This window comes from Methylobacterium sp. 285MFTsu5.1, from assembly GCF_000383455.1.
Classification (GTDB): Bacteria; Pseudomonadota; Alphaproteobacteria; order Rhizobiales; family Beijerinckiaceae; genus Methylobacterium.
The window spans coordinates 67,563-87,831 of record NZ_KB911274.1 but is presented as its reverse complement, the minus strand read 5'-3'; the positions used below and the strand labels follow the sequence as shown (position 1 = coordinate 87,831).

The 20,269-nt window shown below is 72.4% G+C and carries 19 protein-coding genes; 10 read left to right on the top strand and 9 right to left on the bottom strand.

Going from position 1 to position 20,269, the window contains the following annotated elements; genetic code table 11:
• Positions 1–19: 19 nt before the first annotated feature.
• Positions 20–910, top strand: a complete 891-nt coding sequence (locus H288_RS0110600; protein ID WP_026604834.1) for a 2-dehydropantoate 2-reductase — start codon at positions 20–22, stop codon at positions 908–910.
• 51 nt (positions 911–961) lie between these two features.
• Here H288_RS0110600 and H288_RS0110595 read toward each other — a convergent pair whose 3' ends face one another.
• The 4 genes from H288_RS0110595 to H288_RS0110580 form a co-directional block, all read right to left on the bottom strand.
• A complete protein-coding gene (locus tag H288_RS0110595; protein WP_020092560.1) occupies positions 962–1,276 on the bottom strand; it encodes a hypothetical protein in 315 nt (104 codons plus the stop codon).
• 17 nt (positions 1,277–1,293) lie between these two features.
• Positions 1,294–2,913 carry a hybrid sensor histidine kinase/response regulator gene (locus tag H288_RS0110590; RefSeq protein WP_020092559.1) on the bottom strand — a complete coding sequence of 540 codons (1,620 nt, stop codon included), beginning with the start codon at positions 2,911–2,913 and terminating at the stop codon, positions 1,294–1,296.
• A gap of 132 nt (positions 2,914–3,045) precedes the next feature.
• Positions 3,046–5,019, bottom strand: coding sequence for an AI-2E family transporter (locus H288_RS0110585; protein ID WP_026604833.1), 1,974 nt, complete (start codon positions 5,017–5,019; stop codon positions 3,046–3,048).
• 72 nt (positions 5,020–5,091) lie between these two features.
• Positions 5,092–5,472 carry a response regulator gene (locus H288_RS0110580; protein WP_020092557.1) on the bottom strand — a complete coding sequence of 127 codons (381 nt, stop codon included), beginning with the start codon at positions 5,470–5,472 and terminating at the stop codon, positions 5,092–5,094.
• Positions 5,473–5,658: 186 nt separating this feature from the next.
• Between H288_RS0110580 and H288_RS0110575 the strand changes: the two genes are divergently transcribed.
• From H288_RS0110575 to H288_RS0110565, 3 genes are all read left to right on the top strand, one after another.
• Complete coding sequence (locus H288_RS0110575; protein WP_043712443.1) at positions 5,659–6,303, top strand: glutathione S-transferase family protein; 645 nt, start codon at positions 5,659–5,661, stop codon at positions 6,301–6,303.
• A gap of 117 nt (positions 6,304–6,420) precedes the next feature.
• Complete coding sequence (locus H288_RS0110570; RefSeq protein WP_020092555.1) at positions 6,421–7,335, top strand: amino acid ABC transporter substrate-binding protein; 915 nt, start codon at positions 6,421–6,423, stop codon at positions 7,333–7,335.
• Between the two features lie 81 nt (positions 7,336–7,416).
• Positions 7,417–8,658 (top strand): MFS transporter, encoded by a 1,242-nt coding sequence (locus tag H288_RS0110565; RefSeq protein ID WP_020092554.1) that lies wholly within the window; start codon positions 7,417–7,419, stop codon positions 8,656–8,658.
• A 336-nt stretch (positions 8,659–8,994) separates the two neighbouring features.
• Here H288_RS0110565 and H288_RS0110560 read toward each other — a convergent pair whose 3' ends face one another.
• Both H288_RS0110560 and H288_RS0110555 read right to left on the bottom strand, forming a co-directional pair.
• Positions 8,995–10,239 carry an FAD-dependent oxidoreductase gene (locus H288_RS0110560; RefSeq protein WP_020092553.1) on the bottom strand — a complete coding sequence of 415 codons (1,245 nt, stop codon included), beginning with the start codon at positions 10,237–10,239 and terminating at the stop codon, positions 8,995–8,997.
• Positions 10,236–11,183: a LysR family transcriptional regulator gene (locus H288_RS0110555; protein WP_026604832.1), complete on the bottom strand. Its 948-nt coding sequence runs from the start codon at positions 11,181–11,183 to the stop codon at positions 10,236–10,238. The genes H288_RS0110560 and H288_RS0110555 overlap by 4 nt, the downstream gene beginning before the upstream one ends.
• A gap of 182 nt (positions 11,184–11,365) precedes the next feature.
• On the opposite strand from H288_RS0110555, the gene H288_RS0110550 reads away from it, so the two are divergent.
• The 4 genes from H288_RS0110550 to H288_RS0110535 are packed head-to-tail and all read left to right on the top strand — an operon-like array spanning position 11,366 to position 14,794.
• Positions 11,366–12,421, top strand: a complete 1,056-nt coding sequence (locus H288_RS0110550; protein ID WP_020092551.1) for a class 1 fructose-bisphosphatase — start codon at positions 11,366–11,368, stop codon at positions 12,419–12,421.
• A 23-nt stretch (positions 12,422–12,444) separates the two neighbouring features.
• Positions 12,445–13,305 (top strand): phosphoribulokinase, encoded by an 861-nt coding sequence (locus tag H288_RS0110545; protein ID WP_012320495.1) that lies wholly within the window; start codon positions 12,445–12,447, stop codon positions 13,303–13,305.
• Positions 13,306–13,325: 20 nt separating this feature from the next.
• Positions 13,326–14,012 carry a ribulose-phosphate 3-epimerase gene (rpe, locus tag H288_RS0110540; protein WP_020092550.1) on the top strand — a complete coding sequence of 229 codons (687 nt, stop codon included), beginning with the start codon at positions 13,326–13,328 and terminating at the stop codon, positions 14,010–14,012.
• Entirely contained in the window at positions 14,006–14,794 is a 789-nt protein-coding gene (locus tag H288_RS0110535; protein WP_020092549.1) for an HAD-IA family hydrolase, read from the top strand. The genes rpe and H288_RS0110535 overlap by 7 nt, the downstream gene beginning before the upstream one ends.
• Here H288_RS0110535 and H288_RS0110530 read toward each other — a convergent pair.
• The gene (locus tag H288_RS0110530) at positions 14,755–15,729 is read right to left on the bottom strand and encodes an MBL fold metallo-hydrolase (RefSeq protein ID WP_020092548.1); all 975 of its coding nucleotides are present in this window, start codon (positions 15,727–15,729) and stop codon (positions 14,755–14,757) included. The two genes, H288_RS0110535 and H288_RS0110530, sit on opposite strands and share 40 nt — an antisense overlap.
• A 34-nt stretch (positions 15,730–15,763) precedes the next feature.
• On the bottom strand, positions 15,764–16,804 hold the full coding sequence (locus tag H288_RS0110525; protein ID WP_020092547.1) for an SDR family oxidoreductase: 1,041 nt from the start codon (positions 16,802–16,804) through the stop codon (positions 15,764–15,766).
• A 229-nt stretch (positions 16,805–17,033) separates the two neighbouring features.
• Here H288_RS0110525 and H288_RS0110520 point away from each other — a divergent pair, with 229 nt between their 5' ends.
• Entirely contained in the window at positions 17,034–17,780 is a 747-nt protein-coding gene (locus H288_RS0110520; RefSeq protein ID WP_020092546.1) for a YebC/PmpR family DNA-binding transcriptional regulator, read from the top strand.
• A 147-nt stretch (positions 17,781–17,927) separates the two neighbouring features.
• Here H288_RS0110520 and H288_RS0110515 read toward each other — a convergent pair whose 3' ends face one another.
• Positions 17,928–18,914, bottom strand: a complete 987-nt coding sequence (locus H288_RS0110515; RefSeq protein ID WP_020092545.1) for a hypothetical protein — start codon at positions 18,912–18,914, stop codon at positions 17,928–17,930.
• Positions 18,915–19,092: 178 nt separating this feature from the next.
• Between H288_RS0110515 and ada the strand changes: the two genes are divergently transcribed.
• Positions 19,093–20,157, top strand: a complete 1,065-nt coding sequence (gene ada / locus H288_RS0110510; protein WP_020092544.1) for a bifunctional DNA-binding transcriptional regulator/O6-methylguanine-DNA methyltransferase Ada — start codon at positions 19,093–19,095, stop codon at positions 20,155–20,157.
• The last annotated feature ends 112 nt before the right edge of the window (positions 20,158–20,269 follow it).

The following is a 20,269-nucleotide window of genomic DNA, read 5'->3' as shown; positions in this document are numbered from 1 at the left end:
CGCCGCCGTGAGCCCCGCCATGACCGTCGCCGTCGTGGGGGCCGGCGCGGTCGGCTGCTACTACGGGTTCCTCCTGGCGCGGGCCGGCCACGCGGTGACGCTGATCGGCCGTCCCGCCCTGGTCGAGGCGGTCGAGAAGGACGGTCTCGTGCTGGAGAGCGCGGCCGGGACGGCCTCCGTGCCCGTCCGGGCGACCGATACGGGGGCGGGAGTGTCGGGCGCCGACCTCGTGCTGGTCTGCGTGAAGTCGGGCGACACCGAGGCGGCGGGCGCGATGATCGCCCACCACCTCGATCCGGCCGCCACGGTCCTCAGCCTCCAGAACGGCGTCGACAACGCCGAGCGGCTCGCCGCCGTGCTGGGCCGGCCGGTGGTGCCGGTGGCGGTCTACGTCGCCACCGCGATGGCCGGCCCCGGCCACGTCCGGCACAACGGGCGCGGCGACCTGATCCTCGGCGCGTCCGAGACGAGCGGGCACGTCGCCGCCGCGTTCGCGGCGGCCGGCATCCCGACCACCGTCTCGGCGAAGGCCGTCGACGCGCTCTGGGCGAAGCTGATCATCAACTGCGCCTACAACGCCCTGTCGGCCCTGACGCAGCTGCCCTACGGCCGCCTGGTGGAGGGCGAGGGCGTGGCCGCGGTCATCGCGGACGTCGTCCAGGAATGCGCGCGCGTCGCGGAGGCCGAGGGTGTGTCCGTGTCGCCCGGCATCCTCGACGACGTGATGGCGCTCAGCACCGCCATGGCCGGACAGCGCTCGTCCACCGCCCAGGACCTGGCCCGCGGCCGGCCGAGCGAGATCGACCACCTCAACGGCACCATCGTGCGCCGGGGCGCGGCGCACGGAATCCCGACGCCGGCGAACCGGCTGCTGCACGCGCTGGTCAAGCTCGCCGAGCGGCGGGACTGAGATCGGCCCCGCACCGGCACGGAGGCCGGCGGTCCGGCTCGCGACGGGCGGTCAGGCCCGCGCGGCGGCGTTGGCCTTGCGGGTCGCGGCGGCCTTCTTGGCGGAGGCGGAGCGCTCCGCGGCCGTGCGTCCGGCCGAGGCCTTGCCGCCGGACGCGCCGCCCTTGTGGGCGGCCGGGTGACCGGTGGCCTTGCCGCGGCCCGAGCCGCCCGGCTTCTTGCCGCCGCCGTCGTCCTTGTTGACGGTGGCCCAGGCCCGGGCCTCCGCCTCCTTCTCCGGCACGCCGCGGGACTCGTACGAGTCGGCGATGTGCTCGGCCTTGCGCTTCTGCTTGTCGGTGTATTTCGACTTGTCGCCCTGGGACATGGGCCGTCTCCCGAAGCTCAGCCCACCCCGGTCGGACCGTCGAGGATCGCGCGCACGCGGCGGACCAGCTCCGTGCGCCGGTAGGGCTTGTTCAGGAGATCAAACTCCGAGCCGCCGATATCGGTTCGCTCCAGGCTCGCCTCCGCGTAGCCCGTGGCGAGCAGCACCTTGAGCTTGGGCTGGCGGCGCCGGGCCTCGCGGGCCAGGAGCACACCGTTCATGCCCCCCGGCATGATCAGGTCGGTGAAGAGCAGATCGACCTTCCCGCTCGAGTCCAGGATCTCCAGCGCCTCGCGGGCATTGCTCGCGACCAGCGTCGTGTAGCCGAAGTCCCGCAGGATGGTGCGGGCGAGTTCGGCCACGTCCTCGCGGTCGTCGACGATCAGGATCGTCTCGGTGCCCTGGCGGTCCACGGCCCGCAGCGAGACCTTCGCGGGGGCGTTGACGTCGCCGTCGGTCGCTGGGAACGACAGGCGCACCGTCGTGCCGGACCCCACCGCCGACTCGATCTGCGCGGCGCCGCCCGACTGCTTGGCGAAGCCGTAGACCATCGACAGGCCGAGACCCGTCCCCTTGCCCTCCTCCTTGGTGGTGAAGAACGGGTCCATCACCCGGGCGAGCACGGCGGGCGGGATGCCGGTGCCGCTGTCCCTGATGGCGATGCTGACGTAGCGGCCGTCGCGCAGCGGCCCGATCTCCCGGCCGCGCGCGGCGATCTCGCTGTTCTCGGTGGAGATCCGGACGGTGCCGCCCTCCGGCATCGCGTCGCGAGCGTTGATCAGCACGTTCAAGATCGCGACCTCGGCCTGGGTCGGGTCGACGCGGCAGTTCCAGAGATCGGGCGCGAGGTCGAGTTCGACCTTCACGGCCTCGCCCACCGAGCGGGCGACCATCTCGCCCATCCCCTCGATCAGGGTGTTGAGATTGACCGCGCGGCCGTCCAGCCGCTGCTTGCGGGCGAAGGCCAGCAATTGCTGCGTCAGCGTCGTGGCGCGCTCGGCCGCCTGCCGGATGTTCTCGGTGGCGCGGCCGAGCCGCGCGCGGTCGGCGTCGGGCTTCTCCAGGCCGGCCGCCAGGATGTCGACGTAGCCGACGATCACCTGCAGCAGGTTGTTGAAATCGTGCGCGATGCCGCCGGTGAGCTGGCCGAGCGCCTCCATCTTCTGGGCCTGGCCCAGCGCCTCCTCGGCGTCGCGGCGGCGCGAGACGTCGAGCTGCGAGCCGAAGTAGTACACGAGCTCGCCGTCGGCATTGTAGACCGGCGAGACGAACAGGGCGTTCCAGAAAGTCGAGCCGTTCTTGCGGTAGTTCAGGATCTCGGTGGCGAACTCGCGCTTCTCGGCGATCGCCGCGCGGACCTGCGCGACGCTCTCGCGGTCGGTGTCGGGACCCTGGAGGAAGCGGCAGTTGCGCCCGATCAGCTCTTCCGGCGTGTAGCCGGTCATCGCCAGGAACGCCCGGTTGGCGAAGATGATCGGGTTGTCGGGCTGGCGCGGATCGGTGACGATCATCGGCATCCGCGTCGTCTCGACGGCCGCGAAGAAGATGTCGCTCTTGCGATCGGTGATGTCGCTCGGGGCGCCGTCCCGGATCGGGGGACTCGGCCCGGAGGGCGGTGTTTCTGGCGTCTCAGACATGCGAGGCGGTCGTCACCTTCCTGGCCGGGAAAGACCTCTGCGCCCGGTCGATCACGCGAGGCGTGCGCGAGACTAGCGGCCGGACGGCCGAAGTCGACCTTGTATCCCCAGCGGCGGTGTCGCGCGAAGGGCTCATGCCGCGGCCGGCCGCGCCGCCTCGGAAGGCGCGCCCACGGGGGCCGGGACGAGCCGGGGCGGCGCGGCCTCACGGCAGGCGCCCAGCACCGCCGACAGCGCCTCGTTCAGCGACGTCACCAGGAAGTCCGCCGAGGTCGCCCGGCGCAGGCGCTCCAGGGTCGCCGGATCGCGCTCGCGCCAGAAGCCGACCAGGATGCGGACACCCGGCACCGCGGCCCGGGCCTGCCGGACGGTGAACCGGATCTGCGACAGGCTCACCGGCTCCAGGTAGGAGAAGCAGATCAGCGCGAGGCCGTCCGGGTTCTCCGGCCGCTCGCCGGCGCGGATCGCCGCCATGGACAGGATCTGCGAGGCCAGCCCGTGGCGCGCGAGGATCTGGCTCAGCATCAGCGTCGCCGCCTCGTCGAACGGGCCGCGGCTCGACACGCACAGGACCGGCGTCTCGCCGCGCCAGTTGGGCGCGAGGTCCTCGCGCTCGAGGACGATGCCGGCCACCTGCCGGTCGGGCCCGACGGCGGCGAGCGCCGCCGCGGTCTCGGTGTCGGGGCCGCGGCCGGATCCGCGCCGTGGCCGACGCGCGACCGGGGCCGTGCCGAGGCGGTCCACCACCGTCCCGATCGCGGCACCGACCTCCGCCTGCCGTTCCCGATCCAGTGTGCCGCGGGACAGGTCCTCCTGCGCCAGCAGGAGGCCCGCGAGGGCGACCTCGTCGTAGTAGGTGACGAGGGCGCGCTCCTTCAGGAACTGCCAGCCCTGGTCGATCGCCTCGACCGGATCGCCGGCCAGCATGCGCTGGTAGAAGATCTCGGGCGGCGACAGGGCGGGCTGATCGCCGAGCAGCACGTCGAGGTACCAGAGCCGCTCCACGTGCCGGCCGAGCACCACGAGGCAGACGGTGAGGGGCGTGGCCAGCACGAGGCCGATCGGGCCCCACAGGAACGTCCAGATCGTCGCGGCCAGGATGACGGCGACCGGCGAGAGGCCGGTGGAGTGCCCGTAGAGCAGCGGCTCGATCACGTGGCCGCAGATCGGCTCGACCACGAGGAACAGGGCCGCGGTGGCGATCACCATGCTCCAGCCGGGATCGACGGCGGCCGCGAGGATCAGCGGCAGCAGGGCGCTGATCGCCGCGCCGATATAGGGCACGAACCGCAGGATCGCGGCGAGGACACCGAACAGGGTCGGGCTCGGCACGCCGATCAGCCAGAGGCCGATGCCGATCACCAGCCCGAAGGCGATGTTGAGGGCGAGCTGGGCCAGGAAGAACCGGCTCAGCCGGCTCGTGGCGTCGTCGATCGCCGCCGTCGTGCGCCGCAGATCGCCCGAGCCGCCGGCGAGCCGGATCGCCCGGTTCCGCAGGTCCTCGCGCTGGAGCAGGATGAAGATCGTGAAGATCAGGATCAGCCCGGTCGTCGCCAGCGGGTGCAGGATCGGGCCCGCGAAGGTCTGAAGCGTGTCGACGACGCTCGCGCGGGCGGGGGTGAGCTCGACCGTGAGCGGGTGCGTGCGCGATCCCGGCTCGCCGCGGACCTCCGCGGCCGGCGGCGGCTGCAGGGTGGCGCTGAGATCCTGCACCATGTCGACGATCCGCGAGAGCGTGCCGGTCCCGGCCGTCGCCCCGCGCAGATCCTTGATCTTCGTGCGCATCACCTGGGTGTAGCGCGGCAGGTCGGAGGCGAGCTGGGACGCCTCGCTGGCGATCAGGCTGCCGATGCCGAACAGGGCGCCGAAGACGATCACCACGACCAGCAGGACCGCGGGCGCGCGGGGCACGCGCAGCCGCCGCAGCATCCGCACCGCCGGCACGAGGACGAAGCTCAGGAGGATCGCCAGCGTCACCGGCACGAGGATCTCGCGCCCGAGGTAGAGGGCCGCCATCGTGGCGACCACGAGGAGGAGCGACGCCAGCGCCACGAAGATCGGCAGGCCCTGCCGCAGGCGCTGGGCAGTGACGGGATCCTCGCTCACGGACACGCTCCACTCACATCAGGTCTCGGGGCCGCAGATCTCGGGGCCGCAGGTCGCGCGTCCGCTGCCGGCTCAACTCGCCTGCGCGGTCTCGCCCAGGGCGGCGCTGATCTGGCTGAGCAGCTTCGAGAAATCGACGGGCTTCGGGTGATAGTCGTCGCAGCCGGCCTGGATGGCCTTGTCGCGGTCGCCCGACATGGCGTGGGCCGTGAGCGCGATGATCGGGATCGCCCGGGTGTCGGTGCCGGATTTCAGCGTCCGGGCGACCGACCAGCCGTCGAGGACCGGCAGGTTCATGTCGAGGAGGATCACGTCGGGCTGGCCCGAGCGCGCCTGCCGGACGCCGGCCTCGCCGTCATGCGCGAGCATCACCTCGTAGCCGCGCCGCTTGAGGCGGCGCGAGAGGAAGTCCCAGATCTCTTCGTGGTCCTCGACCAGCAGAATCTTCGCCATCAGAACTCGTAACCCCCGGCTCGCGTCGTGCCGGTCGGAGGCCCAACGCGCGGCAACGCACAATCGCCCAACGTTCCTGCCGCGATTCCGGTCCCTGGAGAAGTGGCCTCCGGTCCGCGGTTGACCCGTCGGTCCGCGGGTAAGAGCGTGGACGCCAACGAATCGACAATCCTCGGACGGGGCGGAATGGCCAGTATGCCTGACATCGAGTTCTATCATTCGCCCAATACCCGCTCGTCGGGCGTCCGCGTGCTGCTCGAGGAACTCGGGGTCCCGTACCGGCTGCACGCGCTCAACATGCGCGCCGGCGAGCACCTCCAGGACGCCTATCGCGCCGTCAACCCGATGGCGAAGGTGCCGGCGATCCGCCACGGCGACGCCCTCGTGACCGAGCAGGCGGCCGTCTACCTCTACCTCGCCGACCTGTTCCCCGAGGCGGGGCTCGCCCCGGCGCCGACCGAGCCCGACCGCGCCACCTATCTGCGATGGATGGTGTTCTACGGGTCGTGCTTCGAGCCCGCGGTGATCGACCGGCACCTCCAGCGGGAGCCGGGCCCGCGCGCCCTGTCGGCCTACGCCGATTACGACAGCGTCATCGCCCGGGTGAAGGAGGCCCTGACGCCCGGCCCGTACCTGCTCGGCGCGCGCTTCAGCGCCGTCGACGTGCTGTGGGGCGGCGCCCTCGGCTGGACGACGGGCTTCGGCCTCGTCGCGCCCGACCCGGTGCTGGCGGCCTACGTGGAGCGCATCCGGTCCCGCCCGGCCTCGCGGAAGGTCGCGGCCGCGGACGCGCAGCTCGCAGAGGCGCACCAGGCGGCCGCGTCGACCTGACCGCGGCCGGACTCTTGCTGGGGCTCGCGCCGGGGGCCGGCCCCGGCGCGCGGTCCGGTCTCCCGCCGCCGGCGCACCCCGCGGGCGGCCCCTCGCGCGACCGGAACCCGTCGGCCCATGCGTCTGCTCGCTCCCCTCATCGCCGCGCTCCTCCTCGGCGCCCCCGCGGGCGCCGCACGAGCCGCCGAGCTCACCGGCACGCTGAAGAAGATCCACGACAGCAACAGGCTGGTCCTCGGCGTGCGCGATACCGCGACCCCGTTCAGCTACCTGGACCAGGACCAGAAGGTCGTCGGCTTCGCGGTCGACATCTGCCTGAGGATCGCCGACGCGGTGAAGCGCGAACTGAAGATGCCGGGCCTCGAGGTCGGGATGGAGTTCGTCAACTCCTCGTCCCGCATCCCGCTGATGACCAACGGCACGATCGATCTGGAGTGCGGGACGACCACCAACAACGCCGAGCGCAAGAAGCAGGTGGACTTCACCAACACGCACTTCCTGACGGCGACCCGCTTCGTCTCCCGGAAGGACCAGCACATCGCCAGCTTGGACGACCTGCGCGGCAAGACGGTCTCGTCGGTCGCCGGCTCGACCAACATCCTGATGCTGATCAAGGCCAACAACGAGCGCAAGCTCGGCATCACGGTGATCGCCGCCAAGGACGTCCCGGAGGGCTTCCTCATGGTCGAGACCGGCCGAGCCTCGGCCTTCGTCATGGACGACGTGCAGCTCAGCGTGGTCGCGGCCCAGTCCAAGGAGCCCGCCGCCTACGCAGTCAGCGAGGAGACCCTGTCCAATCCGGAGCCCTACGGGATCATGCTGCGCAAGGACGACCCGGCCTTCAAGGCGGTGGTCGACCGGGCGACGGCCGATCTCTACCGGAGCCCCGAGATCACGGCGCTCTACGACCGCTGGTTCCTGAAGCCCGTGCCGCCGCGCGGCCTGACCTACAACGTGCCGCTGTCGTCGGCCCTGCGCTGGGCCTTCGCGCACCCGACCGACAATCCGGATCCCGCGTTCTACGCGCACTGATCTGTCGCGCGGCGGGGTTCCGCTCCGGCGAGGGAGATGCGATGCCGCGGGTCTGATCCCGCCCGCGTCGCGAAGCGTGCCATGACCGACAGCACAGAGCCGGCTCTCCCGTCCAGCGCGGCCGTCGCCGCGGCGCCGGCCACGTCGATCCCGCGCCTGATCGTCGTGCTGGCCTGCGCGGGGTTCGGCAGCACCTTCGCGCTCCGCTCGGTCGAGCCCCTCGTCGGCGTGCTCGCCCGGGATCTCGCGAGCGACGCCCACACGGTGGCGCTCCTCTCCACCGCCTTCGCACTGCCCTACGCGTTCATCCAGCCGGTGCTCGGCCCGATCGGCGACGCGCTCGGCAAAGAGCGGGTGATGAGCACCTGCCTCGCGGTGCTCGCCGTCGCGCTGACCCTGTGCAGCGTCGCGCCGGACATCGGCAGCCTGTTCGGCCTCCGCATGCTCGCGGGGGCTGCCGCGGGCGGCTGCATCCCGCTCTCGCTCGCGCTCCTGGGCGACCGCGTGCCGATGGAGGGTCGCCAGGTGGCGATCGGGCGCTTCCTCGTGGCGGTGATCCTCGGCCAGCTCTCGGGCTCGACCTTCGCGGGCCTGATCGAGGCGGCGATCGGCTGGCGCGGCGTCTTCGCGGTCATCGCCGCGGTGGCGGCCCTGGCCTGCGCGGCGACCGTCTTCGGCTTCGACCGGGCCGGCCGGGCTCCGGCCCGCCGCCCCGCCTTCGGCGAGGCGGTGACGCGCTACCGCACGATCCTGGGCAATCCCCGGGCGCGGGTGCTGTTCTCGGCGGTGTTCATCGAGGCCATCGCGATCTTCGGCGTGTTCCCGCACCTCGCCCCGCTGATCGAGGCGCGGGGGGAGGGCGGCCCGCGCGAGGCCGGGCTGGTGCTGGCGGGGTTCGCGGTCGGCGGCCTGCTCTACTCGGCCCTGGTCGGGCTGCTGGTGCGGCTGCTCGGCCTGCCGCGGATGCTGATCGGCGGCGGCCTGATCTGCGGCGCGTCGCTCACCGTGGTCGGGCTCGCGGGCTCCTGGCAGGTCGACTGCGCCGCGCTCACCGCCATGGGCCTCGGCTTCTACATGCTGCACAACACCTACCAGACGCAGGTCACCGAGGTCGCGCCCAAGGCCCGCGCCTCCGCGGTGGCGCTCCACGCCTTCTCGTTCTTCTGCGGCCAGGCGCTCGGCGTCGCGGTGATCGGGCAGGCGCTGCTCCGGTTCGGGCAGCTCGGGGCCCTGCTCGGATGCGCCGTCACCATCCTGGCGCTCGGGATCGCCACCGCCATCGCCCTGCGGCAGAAGCCGGGACCAGTCCCGTTTACCGGCTGAGCGCGCCTTTTCCCGGACGCCCGCAACGCAGTGGAAGGCGATCCGGGAACCAGCACACGAAGCGCCGCGAAAGCGGCACCGCATATCGACGCTTCGCGACGTTTCGCGCTGGATCCTGGGTCGCATTCCGCTGGTGCTCCATGCGCCGGGGAAAGGGCATGGTGCTCGGACGATTCAGAGCGGCGTCCAGCCGTTCCATGGTTTTCCGAGAGTTAGTCTGAACCGCGCGAGGTCGTCCTTGTGAGCGCAGCGAAGCAATCCAGTGTCGCGCCACGCCTCCCGATGTCGCGCTGCTCTGGGTCGCTTCGCTACGCTCGCGATGACGCGGAGCAGCTCTCAGACCCGCCCCATCGCCAGCGCCTTGAGGTCGAAGCCTAGATCTTCCGCCTTGTCGGGCGTCAGCGGCGTCCCGGCCGCGAGCAGGCGCCGCGCGATCATGTGGTCACCCGCGCGGTCGACGGATTCCACCGCGCTCAGGCGCCCGTCGCGGAAGCGGAAGACCGAGAAGGCGTCGCCGGTCCCGCGGACGACGCCGGCATCGCCGGGTCCCGACAGGCCCGCGATCTGCAGCTTGTGCGGACCCTGGTCGCTCCAGAACCACGGCAGCGCCCCGTAGGCGGCGGGCTTGCCGGTGAGGCGGGCCGCGAGGCAGCGGCCCTGGTCGATGGCGTTCTGCACGGACTCGATCCGCACCGTCCCGTCCGGCGTCAGCCCGCGGGCGAAGGGGATCGGGAAGCGGGCGCAGTCGCCGATCGCCGAGATGGCCGGGTCGGGCGTCGCCAGGAACGCGTCGACCCGCACGCCGTCCTCGGCCGGGAGGCCGGCCTCCGCGGCGAGCTCCCGGTTCGGCAGGACGCCGATCCCCACGAGGACCAGATCGGCCGCGCGTTCGCTGCCGTCCGCCAGGGCGACGCCGGTGGCGCGGCCGTCCCGCCCGACGATCGCCGTCACGCCCGCCCCGAAGGCGAAGCGCACGCCCATCGCGGCGTGGGCGCGGCGGAAGAATTCGCCCATCTCGGACGAGACCGCCCGGGCCATGGGCCGCTCGGCCGCCTCGACCACCGTCACCGGGAGGCCGCGCGCGGCCGCGACGGCGGCGAATTCGAGCCCGATGAAGCCGGCCCCGATGATGACGACCGCCCGGGCCTCGGCGACTGCCGCCTTCAGGGCGTCGGCATCCGCGAGACCGCGCAGCTGGCGCACGCCCGCGAGTTCGGCGCCCGGGACCGGCAGGGGGCGGTTGCGCGCGCCGGTGGCGAGCACGAGGTGGTCGTAGGGGAGGTCGGTGCCGTCCGAGAGCTGCAGGCGGCGCGCGTCCCGGTCGATCGCGACGGCGCGGAGCCCCGGGCGGTGCGCGATGGCGTGCTCGGCGAAGAAGCCGGGCGGGCGCAGGAACAGGCCCTCTCGGTCGGTCTTGCCGGCGAGGTAGGCCTTCGAGAGGGGCGGCCGCTGGTAGGGCAGGGCGGTCTCGTCGCCCACCAGGGTGATCGGGTCGCGGAACCCGCCCTCCCGCAGGGACGCGGCGAGCTGGAAGCCGGCCTGCCCGGCCCCGGCCACGACGACGCCGGCAGCGGCGCTCACGCCTTGGCTCCCGCCAGCACCAGACCGCTCTGGGCGACGCCCGGCAGGCAGCGCGCGCCCTCCGACATCAGGTAGGACCAGACCGCGGAGGCGGCCGGGCCCAGCACCTTGTCGGCGCGCCGGACCGCGTACCAGTCGCGCCGGATCGGCAGGCCCCTGACGTTGAGGAGGACGAGGCGCCCGCTCTCCAGCTCGGCCGCCACGGAGTGCACCGAGAGCAGCGCGATCCCGAGCCCGGCCATCACCGCCTGCTTGATCGTCTCGTTCGACCCGGTGTCGATGTCCAGCGGCGCCCGCTTGACCAGGACGCCGCTCATGAACTCCTCGAAGACCATGCGGGTGCCCGAGCCCTCTTCGCGGAGGAAGAACGGCTGGTCCGCGAGGTCCTCGCGGTTCAGGTCGGTCCGGCCCGCCAGGGGGTGGCCGGGCGGCGCGATCAGCACGATCGGGTGCGGCCCGAAGGTGGCGGCCTCGATCGGGAAGTCCCGGGGCGGGCGGCCCATCAGGGCGAAGTCGATCTCGTAGCCGCGCAGCGCCTCCACGGTCTGGCCGCGGTTGCGCACCGACAGGCTGATCTCGACGCCGGGATGCTTCTTGACGAAGCCCGCGATCACCTGCGGGGCGAAGTACTTGGCGGTGGAGACGACGCCGAGCGCCACGCGGCCGCCCTCCGCGCCGCGCAGGGTGCGCAGGCGGTCCGTGCAGGTCTCCAGCACCGTGTTGATGCTGTCGATCGCCCAGAGCATCTCGCGGCCGGCATCCGTCGGCTTGAGGCCCCCCGGCGTCCGGTCGAACAGCAGCAGCCCGGCCTCCTCCTCCAGCTGGCGGATGCGCGCGTAGAGGGCGGCGGAGGTGACGTTCAGCTCCTGCGCAGCCCGGGTCATGGTGCCGAGGCGGGCCACGGCAGCGACCGCCTGAAGCTGCTTGAGGGAGAGGTTGCGCATGGCGGACATCTCGTTTTTTTCGTCCTATGGCACAAGATCGCACAGAAATCTTGAAGGCCCCGCCGCGGGTTCCTGTCGATCCGGAGACAGAGACCGCTATCTTGGCAGCCAAGCGGCCGCTACAGAGCCGGCGCGGAACGCGCGATCCCCGCGGACGGGATCCGAGCAGGAGGAGTAGGCCGATGGCAATTTCAGCGGCGATCGGGACGCCCCTCGAGACCTGCCTGGCGCAGGCCGTGGACGCCAATCCGGCGCTGAAGGACGCCGCCGCGGTGATCGCGGCCGTGGCGCGGTCGGCGGTGGAGATCAGCGAGCGGATCGGGCGCGGCGCGCTCAGCGGCGACCTCGCGGCGGCCGGCGATCACAACAGCGACGGCGACGTCCAGAAGGCCCTCGACGTCATCGCTCACGAGAGCGTGACCGCGGCGCTGCGGGGCGCGCCGGTCGCCGAGGTCGCCTCCGAGGAGGCCGAGGAGGTGATGCGTCTGAACCCGGACGCCCCGCTCGCCGTCGCCATCGACCCCCTCGACGGCTCCTCCAACATCGGCGTGAACATGGCCGTCGGCATGATCTTCGGCATCCGGCCGTCGATCAAGGATCCGGCGAACCCGCTGGCCTCGTTCACCACCCCCGGCTCGACGCAGATCGCCGCGGGCTTCGTCACCTACGGCCCGGCCACGGCGCTGATCCTGACGCTCGGCGACGGCACCCAGTCCTACGTGCTCGACCGCGCCGAGGGCCGGTTCAAGCTGACGAGCCCGGCGATGTCGGTGCCGGCCTCCACCAAGGAATTCGCCATCAACGCCTCCAACGCTCGGCACTGGGACGCGCCGGTGAAGGCCTATATCGAGGATTGCCAGCGCGGCACCGAGGGGCCGCGCGACAAGGACTACAACATGCGCTGGCTCGCCTCGCTGGTGGCCGACATCCAGCGCGTGCTGACCCGCGGCGGTGTGTTCCTCTACCCGGGCGACGCCCGGAAGAACTACGCCCGTGGCCGCCTGCGGCTGCTCTACGAGGTCGCGCCCGTGGCCATGCTGGTCGAGCAGGCCGGCGGCGCGGCGACCGACGGCCAGACGCGGATCCTCGACCTCGTGGCCACCGGCATCCACGAGCGGGCGCCGCTGGTCTGCGGCTCGACCGAGGAAGTGGCGTGCGTCGCCACCTACTATGCCGGAGGCAAGCCCGATGCCGGCCGCTCGCCGCTCTTCGGCCAGCGCGGCCTGATGCGGTCATAGCCGCACCGTGAAGTCGTAAAGGCATGTCGGCGCGGCACCCCATCATCTCGGTGACCGGCTCCTCCGGGGCCGGGACCACCTCGGTGCGCAACACCTTCGAGCAGATCTTCCGCCGCGAGGACGTGCGGGCGGTCTTCATCGAGGGTGACGGCTTCCACGCCTTCGACCGCGACACGATGCGGGCGATGATGGCGAACGAGCCGACGCTGTCCCACTTCGCGCCGCGGGCCAACCTCCTGCCGGAGCTGGAGGCGGTGTTCCGCAGCTACGCCGAGTCCGGCACCGGCCGGACCCGTCACTACGCCCACGACCAGCACGACGCGCAGGCCTACGGCATCCCGGAGGGCAGCTTCTCGGACTGGGAGACGTTCCCGCCCGATTCCGACCTCCTGTTCTACGAGGGCCTGCACGGCTGCGTGGCCGACCAGGACGTCGACATCGCCCGCTACGCCGACCTGAAGATCGGCGTCGTGCCGGTGATCAACCTCGAATGGATCCAGAAGCTGCACCGGGACCGCTCGTTCCGCGGCTACTCCACCGAGGCGGTGACCGACGTGATCCTGCGGCGCATGCCCGACTACGTGCAGACTATCTGCCCGCAATTCTCGTTCACCGACATCAACTTCCAGCGGGTGCCGACGGTCGACACGTCGAACCCGTTCATCGCCCGCTGGATCCCCACCGCCGACGAATCGATGGTCGTGATCCGCTTCAAGGACCCGAAGGGGATCGACTTCTCGTATCTCGTCTCCATGATTCACGACAGTTTCATGAGCCGGGCCAACTCCATCGTGATCCCCGGCGGCAAGCTCGACTTGGCGATGCAGCTGATCCTGACGCCGATGATCATGCAGCTCGTCGAGCGCCGCCGCCGGCTGGCCTGAGCCGACCCCGAAAGCCTCCCATGCTCGCACCCGTCATCGCCCCGTCGATCCTATCCGCCGACTTCTCGAAGCTGGCCGAGGAGACCCGCGCCGTGGACGCGGCCGGGGCCGACTGGATCCATCTCGACGTGATGGACGGGCATTTCGTGCCCAACATCACCTTCGGGCCGCCGGTGGTGAAAGCGCTCCGGCCGCACACGCAGAAGTACTTCGACGTGCATCTGATGATCGCGCCGGCCGATCCGTACCTCGCGGCCTTCGCGCAGGCGGGGGCCGACGGCATCACGGTCCACGCTGAGGCCGGGCCGCACATCCACCGCTCGCTCCAGACCATCCGCGACCTCGGCAAGCGCGCCGGCGTGGCGATCAACCCGGGCACGCCGGCCGCCATGGTCGAGCCGGTGCTCGACCTCGTGGATCTCGTGCTGGTGATGACCGTCAATCCCGGCTTCGGCGGCCAGAGCTTCATCAAGGGCGCCATGGAATCGGTGGCGCGGGTGCGCGCCATGGTGGCGGGCCGGGACATCCGCATCCAGGTCGACGGCGGGATCGACCCCGAGACGGTCAAGGTCGCGAGCCGCGCCGGCGCCGACACGTTCGTGGCCGGCAACGCGGTGTTCAGCGGCGGCCCGGACGCCTACGCCGAGCGCATCGCGGCGATCCGCGAGGGCGCGGAGGGCGCCTCCGGTCGCGACCTGTCGTGCTGAAGGCGCTGATCTTCGACGTCGACGGGACCCTCGCCGAGACCGAGGACCTGCACCGGCAGGCGTTCAACCGCGCCTTCGCGGAGCTCGGCCTGCCCTGGCGGTGGGACGAGGCGCTCTACGCCGACCTGCTGGCCGTCATGGGCGGCAAGGAGCGGCTCGCCCACTACATCGACACCGAGCACCCGGCGGAAGCCGCCGCGCTCCACGCCCGCGCGCCGGAGATCCACGCCATCAAGACGCGCGCCTACGGCGACCTCGTCGCGCGGAACGGCCTGCCGCTGCGCCCCGGGATCGCCCGGCTGATCGCCGAGGCCCGGGCCGCGGGAGTCCGGCTCGCGGTGGCCACCACGACGAGCCGCCCGAACGTCGACCGGCTCCTCGCCGCCAATTTCCCGCCGGACGCAGCGCCCTTCGACGTGATCGCGGCCGGCGACGAGGCGAGCCGCAAGAAGCCCGCCCCCGACGTGTTCCTGCTGGCGCTCGCCGGCCTGGAGATCCCGGCCTCCGAGGCGGTGGCCTTCGAGGATTCGGCCGCCGGCATCAGCTCGGCCCGAGCCGCCGGGCTGCCGGTCCTGGCAACCCGGAGCCGCTACACCGAGAGCCACCGGCTCGACGGCGCCTTCTCGGCCGTCTCGGATCTCGGCGAGCCGGACCGGCCGCACCGGCACCTCGCGGGCGTCGAATGGCCGGGCGGGGTCGTGGATCTGGCCTCCCTGATCCGGTGGCACGAATCCCGGGGCGGTCAGAGCACGCCGGTCCAGGCGATGGGCACGAGCCGGTAGCCCCGTCCGTCCCGTTCCACGTGGCCGAGCGACGGGAAGGGGAAGTGGTAGCCGACCACGAGGGCCCTCTCGGACGCGGCCGTGTCGTAGAAGCGGTGGCGCGTCGCCTGCGCCTGATCGGCGTCGTGATCGTACATCACGTGCCAGTCCGGGTGCTGCAGGAAGAGGGCCGGGATGTTGGTCACGTCGGACTGGATCAGCAGACGGTCCGCACCCGAGGCGACCGCGAAGGCCGTGTGGCCCGGCGTGTGGCCGGGGGCGGCGAGGGCGGTGATCCCGGGCACGATCTCCTCGTCCCACGCGAAGGTGCCGATCCGGTCCTTCAGGTCGCCGAGCACCCGGCGGGTGTTGGCGAAGTAGCCCTGCGTCACCGGGTCGGCGGCGCGGGCCATGTTGGCGTCGCTCATCCAGAACGCCCAGTCGGGTGCGGCGGCCCGGATCTCGGCGTTCGCGAAGGCGAGGGACCCGTCCGCCCGCTTGAGGCCGTTCGTGTGGTCGGGATGGAGGTGCGAGAGCAGGACGAGGTCGATGTCCTCGGGCCTGATCCCGGCCGCCGCGAGGTTCGCCGCGAGGCGGCCGACGGGCGCGCCCGGCACCGGGCCGTTGCCGGTATCGATCAGGACGAGCTGCGCGCCCGTGTTGATCAGCGTCGGGTTGAACGGCACCGTCACCTGGCCGGGGGGCATGTAGGCCGCCCGCGCGGCGCCGAGCGCCTCGTCCCGGGGAACGTTGCGCACGAAGCGGTCCGGCATCGGGAAGCTGCGCGCCCCGTCGTTGAGGATCGTGACCTCGCAGCTGCCGACACGCGTCCGGTAGAAGCCCGGCGCCTGCGCTCCGCCGAAGGGTGCGGTGGCGCGGGCGCGGCCGCCGAGACCCAGGACGGCCCCTCCGGCGAGCGCGGCCCGCACCAGATCGCGACGGTTCGTGCCCGGCATCGGATCCTCCTTGAAACCCGCGTTGGCCCGTGTCCTAGCGTCTGCCCGGCCGGCGATCGGCGCGGGCGTCCGCCCGCCCGTGCGCCTCGGTGGCGAACAGCATCGTCCCGGCCGCGAGGCCGAGCGCGGCCGCGATCCCGAACTTGAGCCAGCGCGGGTCGGCCGCGGCGACGTCGCTGGTCGCGCGGGAGTCGAAGCGGCCGTGGGCGCCGGGATCGGTGTCCACCGGGTCGTAGAGGTTGTCGGGTCGGTTCTTCTGCGCCTGCACGCCGGTCATCTCCCCGCGATAGCCGTGCCGGGCGAGGTAGCCGTCGATCCAGCCCGGGATCAGCATGTTTCCGATGATCGCCTTCCAGGCCGAGGCCCCGATCCACACTTCCCGGGGCGCGTCGTGCGCCGCCCGGAAGACGTGCCGGGCGATGGCCCCCGGCTGGTAGATCGGCGGCACCGGCTCGAGCTTGCGTGGCAGCCGCGAGCGCGCCCAGTCGAATTGCGGCGTGTTCACGGCCGGAAGCTGTACCATCGTCAGGCGGACTCGGCTGCGGTCGTGGAGCAGCTCGCTGCGCAGGGAATCGACGAAGCCCCGCACGGCGGCCTTGGCGGCGCAGTAGCTTGCCTGGAGCGGGATCGACCGGTAGGCGAGCGCCGAGCCGACATGCACGATCGTGCCCCGGTCGCGCGGGACCATGTGGCGGAGGGCCGCCAGCGTGCCGTGCACCTGCCCCAGATAGGTCACCGCGGTGGCGCGGTGGAACTCGTCCGGGCTCGTCTCTTGAACGGGCGCGTAGACCGTCACCATCGCGTTGTTGACCCAGACGTCGATGCCGCCGAACGCCTCGGCCAGCGCGTCGGCGGCCTGGGCGACGGCCTCCGCGTCGGCGACGTCGGCCGCAAAGGCCAGGGCCCGGCCGCCGGCCCGCTCGACATCGCGGATCGTGCCCCTCAGCCCCGCCGGGCCGCGCGCGATCAGCCCCACGTTCCAGCCGTGCCGGGCGAATTCGTGGGCGACAGCCCGGCCGACGCCGGCGCTCGCGCCCGTGACCATGACCGTGCTGCGTCCGTTCCGGCTCGACATCGGGTTCCCAGCTGCGCGTGAAGTCCAGCGCCAACGCCCGAGACGGCGACTTTTTCCGCGGTCACGGGATTGCGAAGCCCGCGGGGCCGTATCGGCCCGTGTCGCGCCGACCGGCAGCGGCCGCGTTGCTTCGTCCGAAGGCGGCGGCCTATATACGGCGCGACCTCACAGCCGCGACGGCGGGGTTCCGCACGCCCGCCCGCGCCAACGAACAAAAGTCCGAACCGTCATGGCAGGCCATTCGCAGTTCAAGAACATCATGCACCGGAAGGGCCGGGTGGACGCGGTCCGCTCGAAGGTGTTCGGCAAGCTCGCCCGCGAGATCACGGTGGCGGCCAAGCTCGGCACGCCCGACCCGGCGATGAACCCGCGCCTGCGCGCCGCGATCCTGGCGGCCCGCGCCGAGAACATGCCCAAGGACAATATCGAGCGCGCCATCAAGAAGGCCGCCGGCGCCGACGGCGAGAACTACGAGGACATCCGCTACGAGGGCTACGGGCCCGGCGGCGCCGCGCTGATCGTCGAGGCACAGACCGACAACCGCAACCGCACCGCCTCGGACGTGCGCTCGGCCTTCACCAAGTCCGGCGGCAGCCTCGCCGAGACCGGGGCCGTCGCCTTCATGTTCGACCGCGTTGGCGTGATCGTCTACCCGGCCTCCGTGGCCGACGCCGACACGATGCTGGAGGCGGCGATCGAGGCCGGCGCCGACGACGTCAGCTCCGGCGAGGACGGACACGAGGTCATCTGCGCCCAGGATTCCTACGGCGAGGTCACCAAGGCCCTCGAGGCGCGCTTCGGCGAGCCCGCGCGCACGGGCCTGATCTGGAAGGCGCAGAACACCATCAACGTCGACGACGAGACCGGCGAGAAGCTCATCCGCCTCGTCGAGGTGATCGAGGACCAGGACGACGTCCAGAACGTCTACGTGAACTTCGCCCTGTCGGACGCGCTGGTGGCCAAGCTGCAGGCGTGAGGGGCACGGCCGGCGAGCCGGGAACGGACAGTCCCGGTCGCAGCCATGCCGGGCGCCCGCTCGCGCTCCGGATCCCGCTCGGCAATCCCGGACTGGCGAAGTCGGGGGTGGCGACGTGTTCGCCCTCCCGAGTTCCGGGCTCGCCCGTCAGGCGCCCGCGGCCGCGAGTTCGGCCCCGAAGCGGTCCTGCGCGTAGCGCTCCACCGAGAAGGTGTCGTCGGGCAGCTGCACCATGAAGCGCTCGGCCACCTCGGTCAGCACGATGTCGGGCCGGACGCGCTCGATATACGGCCAGTCCAGCGAGGTGCTCCAGACGAAGTGCACCTCGCGGAACGTCTCGGCCAGCATGATCGTCAGCATGTACGGCATGACGTGCGAGAAGGAATCGCCGAACAAGACCAGCCGGCGCGGGTCGGTGGCCTTGGCGTTCCCGTAGATCACGTGCGCACCGACATGCAGCGTGTGCAGCAGGCCGGCCTTCTCCCGGGCCTCGACGATCGGGCTGCCGTAGGTCCGGACCGCGTTCTGCTGCATCAGGACGGTGCGCGAGCGCGCCTGCCGGGGTGGATCGAAGGCGCTCCCCAGATCGCCGTCGTGGTCGGTCTCGAAGGACGGCCGCTCTCGCAGGTCCTGCCGCGGCTCGGCGCCCAGCGCCCGGCAGATCTCCGCGTAGGCGAGATAGCAGCCGTCGGCGGACCAGTGGGTGTCGGTCCGGCAGTAGAGGTCGGCCGCGTCGCGCTGCGCCCGCATCGGCGTCACCAGATCGATGCAGGTCTGCCGCCAGCGCTTCCGCCGGCGCCAGGCCGCGTACAGCCCGACCGGACCCGGGAAGCGGCCCGCCGGGGGCTCGCTGTGGAGGAGGCGGTAGGCCGGCGACGCGCTCGGCCGGATGGTGAGCCCGTCGAGCCGGTGATCGTAGATCATCAGCTTCTCCGGGGCGACGACGTGGCGGTACAGGATCCCCTGGGCGCGCAGGCGCCGCTCCCGCGTCGTCACGAGGCTGCGCCACTGCCAGATCAGCTCGGTCGTCTCCTCCGGCCGCTCGTACTGGCCGAGCACGTCGTTCGTGCCCGTCTTCAGGAACAGCCAGCCGTCCTGGCCGACATGGATGTGATCGGGCGTGCTCGAAGCCATGGCGCACTCGTGAGGCGGGTCGCCCGTTCCGGCGGCCGCCGATGTCGAATTCGGCCGCAAGGCGCGGGATGCCGGTGCGGCGGCGGACCGGCAGAGTGCCGCACGCGTCATCCACCACCCGGCAGGCCCCGTCATGCCCCTCCTCAAGGCCCGCGCCAAGCCGCATAGTACGGCTGCCATGAGCCCCGTTCCCGCGACAGACCCTGGCGATGCCGAGCGCTGGGCCGCCCTCGCCGCCCGCGACCCGCGGGCCGACGGCACCTTCGTGTACGCGGTCCGCACCACGGGCGTGTACTGCCGCCCGAGCTGCGCCGCGCGCGCGGCGCGGCCCGAGAATGTCAGCTTCCACCGGACCTGCGCTGAGGCCGAGGCTGCCGGCTTCCGGCCGTGCCGCCGCTGCCGCCCGGACGAGCCCGCCCTCGCCGAGCGCCGGGCCGAGGCGGTCGCCCGCGCCTGCCGCCTGATCGAGACGGCGGAGACGGTTCCGTCCCTCGCCGCGCTCGCCAGCGCCGCCGGCCTGAGCGCCTACCACTTCCACCGGGTGTTCAAGGACGCCACCGGCGTGACCCCCAGAGCCTACGCGGCCGCCCACCGCGCCGCCGCCGTGGCGCGGCGGCTGCCCGGGGCCGCCTCGGTGACGGAGGCGCTGTACGAGGCCGGCTACGCCGCCGCGAGCCGGTTCTACGCGGCGGGCGCGCCGCGCCTCGGCATGGCGCCCGCCGCCTACCGGACGGGCGGCGCGGGCCTGCGCATCCGGTTCGGCATCGGCGCCTGCAGCCTCGGCGCGATCCTCGTCGCCGCCACCGAGGCGGGCGTCTGCGCGATCCTCCTCGGGGACGCGCCCGAGCCGCTCCTGCACGATCTCCAGGACCGCTTCCCCGCCGCGGAGATCGAGGGCGGCGACCCGGCCTTCGAGGGCTGGATGGCGCGGGTCATCGGGCTCGTGGAGGCGCCGGGCAGCGGCCTCGACCTGCCCCTCGACATCCGCGGGACGGCGTTCCAGCAGCGGGTCTGGACGGCGCTGCGCAAGATCCCGGTGGGATCCACCGCGACCTACGCGGAGATCGCCCGGGCGATCGGCCTGCCGACGGCGACGCGCGCGGTCGCGCAGGCCTGCGGGGCGAACCCGGTCGCGGTGGCCATCCCCTGCCACCGCGTCGTGCGCTCGGACGGTGCCCTGTCGGGCTATCGCTGGGGCGTCGCGCGCAAGCGCGCGCTGCTCGACCGGGAGGCGGAGGCCTGAAGTCCCTCCGTCCCGCGCGCGTCCGCGCTCCGCGCGGTCTGTTCTAGAGCCGCCTCCGATTGCGTTGCGACGGTGCGGGACGAAGGCCGATCCGGTCGAGACAGCCGCCCCA

What these genes read in the sequence shown, in the direction of transcription:
- H288_RS0110515 (WP_020092545.1), bottom strand. Translation starts at nt 18,914, where the DNA reads ATGGCTTCGAGCACGCCCGATCACATCCATGTCGGCCAGGACGGCTGG.
- H288_RS0110545 (WP_012320495.1), top strand. Translation starts at nt 12,445, where the DNA reads ATGTCGGCGCGGCACCCCATCATCTCGGTGACCGGCTCCTCCGGGGCC.
- H288_RS0110600 (WP_026604834.1), top strand. Translation starts at nt 20, where the DNA reads ATGACCGTCGCCGTCGTGGGGGCCGGCGCGGTCGGCTGCTACTACGGG.
- H288_RS0110520 (WP_020092546.1), top strand. Translation starts at nt 17,034, where the DNA reads ATGGCAGGCCATTCGCAGTTCAAGAACATCATGCACCGGAAGGGCCGG.
- H288_RS0110525 (WP_020092547.1), bottom strand. Translation starts at nt 16,804, where the DNA reads ATGTCGAGCCGGAACGGACGCAGCACGGTCATGGTCACGGGCGCGAGC.
- H288_RS0110530 (WP_020092548.1), bottom strand. Translation starts at nt 15,729, where the DNA reads ATGCCGGGCACGAACCGTCGCGATCTGGTGCGGGCCGCGCTCGCCGGA.
- ada (WP_020092544.1), top strand. Translation starts at nt 19,093, where the DNA reads ATGAGCCCCGTTCCCGCGACAGACCCTGGCGATGCCGAGCGCTGGGCC.
- rpe (WP_020092550.1), top strand. Translation starts at nt 13,326, where the DNA reads ATGCTCGCACCCGTCATCGCCCCGTCGATCCTATCCGCCGACTTCTCG.
- H288_RS0110595 (WP_020092560.1), bottom strand. Translation starts at nt 1,276, where the DNA reads ATGTCCCAGGGCGACAAGTCGAAATACACCGACAAGCAGAAGCGCAAG.
- H288_RS0110580 (WP_020092557.1), bottom strand. Translation starts at nt 5,472, where the DNA reads ATGGCGAAGATTCTGCTGGTCGAGGACCACGAAGAGATCTGGGACTTC.
- H288_RS0110590 (WP_020092559.1), bottom strand. Translation starts at nt 2,913, where the DNA reads ATGTCTGAGACGCCAGAAACACCGCCCTCCGGGCCGAGTCCCCCGATC.
- H288_RS0110575 (WP_043712443.1), top strand. Translation starts at nt 5,659, where the DNA reads ATGGCCAGTATGCCTGACATCGAGTTCTATCATTCGCCCAATACCCGC.
- H288_RS0110570 (WP_020092555.1), top strand. Translation starts at nt 6,421, where the DNA reads ATGCGTCTGCTCGCTCCCCTCATCGCCGCGCTCCTCCTCGGCGCCCCC.
- H288_RS0110555 (WP_026604832.1), bottom strand. Translation starts at nt 11,183, where the DNA reads ATGCGCAACCTCTCCCTCAAGCAGCTTCAGGCGGTCGCTGCCGTGGCC.
- H288_RS0110550 (WP_020092551.1), top strand. Translation starts at nt 11,366, where the DNA reads ATGGCAATTTCAGCGGCGATCGGGACGCCCCTCGAGACCTGCCTGGCG.
- H288_RS0110565 (WP_020092554.1), top strand. Translation starts at nt 7,417, where the DNA reads ATGACCGACAGCACAGAGCCGGCTCTCCCGTCCAGCGCGGCCGTCGCC.